This window comes from Alcanivorax sp. HI0083, from assembly GCF_001635175.1.
The window spans coordinates 1-273 of sequence record NZ_LWFX01000401.1 but is presented as its reverse complement, the minus strand read 5'-3'; the positions used below and the strand labels follow the sequence as shown (position 1 = coordinate 273).

Here is a 273-nt window from a genome sequence, read left to right as displayed (position 1 = left end):
CGCCGGCAAGAAAATCCAGTGGCACGCGGGCCAGTACCTGATGCTGAACCTGCACGGCGAAAGCTATCCCTTTTCCATCGCCAACCATTGCGATGGCCGCGATATTGAATTGCACATCCGCCATGGTGATGACAACAGCGCCGCCCAGGACATTATGGCCAGCCTGCGGGCAGACAGCACCGTGAGTACCACCCTGCCCGCCGGCCTGCGGTTTATCGACAGCGCACCGGACCAGCCCGTGTGGTTCATCTGCGGCTCCACTGGTTTTGCACC

At 61.2% G+C, this 273-nt stretch carries 1 pseudogene; it reads left to right on the top strand.

The features are described from left to right. A pseudogene (locus A3754_RS27175) lies at positions 1 to 273 on the top strand (flavin oxidoreductase); the annotation flags it as partial.